4 protein-coding genes are annotated in these 3,175 nt (G+C 57.1%); 1 reads left to right on the top strand and 3 read right to left on the bottom strand.

The annotated features are described in order from the left end of the window. Window positions 1-35 precede the first annotated feature (35 nt). From VMU57_RS13480 to VMU57_RS13470, 3 genes are read right to left on the bottom strand one after another with little or no spacing between them, the layout of a single operon-like run. Window positions 36-446, bottom strand: coding sequence for a hypothetical protein (locus VMU57_RS13480; RefSeq protein ID WP_325384242.1), 411 nt, complete (start codon window positions 444-446; stop codon window positions 36-38). Next, entirely contained in the window at window positions 379-1,452 is a 1,074-nt protein-coding gene (gene rocD / locus VMU57_RS13475) for an ornithine--oxo-acid transaminase (protein ID WP_325384240.1), read from the bottom strand. Before rocD ends, VMU57_RS13480 begins: the two co-directional genes overlap by 68 nt. Before the next feature lie 29 nt (window positions 1,453-1,481). Continuing rightward, window positions 1,482-1,934 carry a hypothetical protein gene (locus VMU57_RS13470; protein WP_325384238.1) on the bottom strand — a complete coding sequence of 151 codons (453 nt, stop codon included), beginning with the start codon at window positions 1,932-1,934 and terminating at the stop codon, window positions 1,482-1,484. 544 nt (window positions 1,935-2,478) lie between these two features. On the opposite strand from VMU57_RS13470, the gene VMU57_RS13465 reads away from it, so the two are divergent. Further along, a complete protein-coding gene (locus VMU57_RS13465; protein WP_325384236.1) occupies window positions 2,479-2,847 on the top strand; it encodes a HEAT repeat domain-containing protein in 369 nt (122 codons plus the stop codon). Window positions 2,848-3,175: the final 328 nt, after the last annotated feature.

The raw sequence follows: 3,175 nt of genomic DNA, 5'->3' as shown, positions 1-3,175 counted from the left end.
TTCAGGCGAAGTATGAGCATCTCTGGCAGCAGCTTTCAAGTCATTAGATACTCCACCGAGTTGGGCACGACGGGAATTGATCCAGTTTGGGGACTCCTGTCGGTGCCCGGCCGGGGCCGATCCGCGCTCACCGCGAGGCCGATCTTGGCCCGCGGTCCGTCTGCCCGCTTCTCGTCCCACTGCCAGCTCAGCAGCCCCTCTTCATCGCAGGCCGGATCACCGCGGAAATAGAACTCGGTGACCGTCTCCGGCAGTGCCTGAAAGGCCCGCTGCGCCACCGGCAGCAGTTGCTGCGCCGCCGGCACGTTGCCGTCGCGGAACTCGTCGGCCAGCACCGCATTAATCTCCGCCCACAGCGCCAGCACCAGTTGATAGCCGTTACCCCACTCGTAGGTGGGCTCGGCTTCCCGCTTCCAGCTCTCGATGAACGTCTTTGATGGCAGCACTGCGGAGCGATTGAAGCCGAGAGAGGAAGTAAGCTCCCAGTTCTGCGGACCGCTCGACCATCTTCTCTTCAATCAGGACACGCAGGGCGGTTCTGGCAATGGCGCATCCGAGCGGGTTTCCTCCGAACGTGCTGCCGTGGTCGCCAGGCGTGATGACACCCAGAATCACGCGAGACGCAAGAACGGCCGAAACCGGATAAAAGCCGCCGGCCAAGGCTTTGCCCACGATCAGCACATCCGGCGTGATTCCTTCGTGCATGTAAGCAAAGAGCTTGCCGGTGCGCCCCAGGCCGGACTGAATTTCATCTGTCATGAGAAGCACGCGGTTCTGGCGGCAGATCTCAGCTGCTGCGCTCAGGAATCCGGCCGGCGGTATCAGGATTCCTGCTTCGCCCTGGATCGGTTCCACGAGGAACGCGCAGGTATTCGGGGTGATGGCGTTGCGCAGTGCCTCAGCGTCGCCATAGGGGATCACCTTGAATCCGGGCGCGAAGGGGCCGAAACCATCGCGATATTGTTCGTCTGTTGAGAAGCCCACAATGGTAACGGTGCGCCCATGGAAATTGTTGGCGCAGACAACGATTTCGGCCTTGTCCTGTGGGATGCCCTTCACCTTGTAGCCCCACTTGCGTGCTACCTTAATGGCGCTTTCGACAGCCTCGGTGCCGGAATTCATCGGCAATACCATCTCGAAGCCCGTCAGATCGTGAAGATCCTTACAAAGCAGGGGAAGTTGGGTGTTTCGAAATGCGCGCGAGGTTAGCGTGACTTTTCTGGCCTGTTCTTCAAGCGTTCGAAGAATCTTTGGGTGACAGTGACCTTGATTTACCGCAGAGTAAGCGGCCAGGCAATCCAGATAACGTTTACCTTCGACGTCATAAACCCAAACGCCCTCAGCACGTTCAATCACTACGTCGAGAGGATTATAGTTGTGCGCTCCGTGTTGGCGTTCAAGCTCGACAAGCTCCTGAGCTTGCGTCTGCGGCTCTGTAAATGACGTATTCATGGTCTCTCTTTAATTATGCCTTGCCGTCTTTATTCTCCGGCTGGCAGGACTTGTTCAATCGCTGCCCAGGATCCACCTTGAAGCACGAGATACTTGAGGTAGAGCACTGCTCCGACTCGATCAGCCGATTCGAGCAAGCTGCGAGCAGCCGTCTGAACCTGCTCATTTGAAAGGGCTGCGAGGTCAAACGACTCCTCGATCATGCCTTCGGCATGAGGAATCTTGAGCAATTCCAGAAAACTGATAATCACGGCACGATGCTCGTGAAGAAGATACTTCTTCAGAAGGTCATCCACGATCTGGTCAGGGAGCGACAGGGTTGCCGCCGTCCAGTTGACCAGCCTCTCAATCGGGGTTTTGCGGACTGTGACCTCACGCAGGTTTTTTGCTTTTGCGAGAGATGCGAAGAGGAACTGCTTCTCGGCGCCTTTTGACTCAGCCCAAAAAAGTCTGCTAGCAGCGATTCGGATCTCTTGGGGCATTTGTCGCCAAATACGGTTTGCAGAAACTGACATCAGCGGTCCTCTCCTACGGTGAATCTGAAGATTCAGCTTTGATGATACCGGTCGCAGGGGAAATTTTTACGGAAGGTAGCGGGCCGTGGATGCAAGCCTGACCTGCAAGAGCAGCGCAAGACGGATCTTCCGAGGGCAATCCAGAGATAAGTTCTCGCCCGAGAGGTTCTTGATTCGAGGCAAATCGCCAAACCAGTCGTCCACCGTGAATTGTGCCGGTGAGGCGGCCAATCCTACGAATCAGCGGCACGGGGTCTCGAGATGCTCAACTGGTAAACATTTCCACGGGGAAGCATTGGCGGTCAACATGGACTTTGCCCGAATTCAGAATCTCGGGCCTGCCTGCTGCGCCATCGATTAGCGACATGCCCGTTTTTCATTATCGATCTGCTTGGTAGAGCGTAAACTTCCTTCGATGATAGCGTTATCGCACTCGCGCATCGCAGACGCTGGATTTGCGAAGCGCGGCAGAGAACCTGCTTGTGGTCATGTCCGATTGATCGGGCTTAACTTGAGGACCGCAGAGGTGGCGGCGGCGGGGCTGCTGCGCCTGAAAGGGCCGGACGCCGCCGCCAACTACAAGCTGGTGGCGGATGCCTTGCAGAGTGCGCCCGACGCCAAACACAGACTCAACATGCTCTACGCGATCAGCGGTAGCGGAGTGCGGTCGGAAGAGGTATTCCAAGCCACCCGGCAAGTGGTGAACGATTCCGATCCGCAAGTGCAGCAGGCGGCTCTCGACGCGCTGGTCAAGAGTTCGCCAGATCAATCGCAAGCCGTCAGCGCGCTGCAAAACCTGCAGGGCTCGCCTACGGCAAGCGCGCTCACCAAGAAGTTGGCGGAAGGCTACCTGAAGAGCATTGGCAAACGACGTCAGTAAGCCTCGTTCAAAGCACCAGCAAAAGCCCCGGTCCCAACCGCCACAAGGGGTGGCCCATCCATGACGCGTTCTTTGCGGCATGGGTGGGATGACCCCAGTTCAGATCACTCCCGACAAGTCTTTGAGTTGTATCTGGAGCGCCCACGAGTGACAGCGGTAGGCCAGGGTCCAGGGATGCGGGCAACCACTCCGTTATTTTTTCTTCGGATGTTGCTTACTTTCTAACGCGACGTTGGCCGGTTATGGCCTGAATGATTTTCGGGAGAATTCCGCCAATTGAGGATGTTCTCGCCTCGATTGCTGGCTTGGAGAAGCGCCTAAACCCCGA

The sequence above is a fragment of the Edaphobacter sp. genome, from assembly GCF_035532915.1.
Classification (GTDB): domain Bacteria; phylum Acidobacteriota; class Terriglobia; order Terriglobales; family Acidobacteriaceae; genus Edaphobacter.
This window is presented reverse-complemented; position numbering and strand designations above follow the sequence as displayed.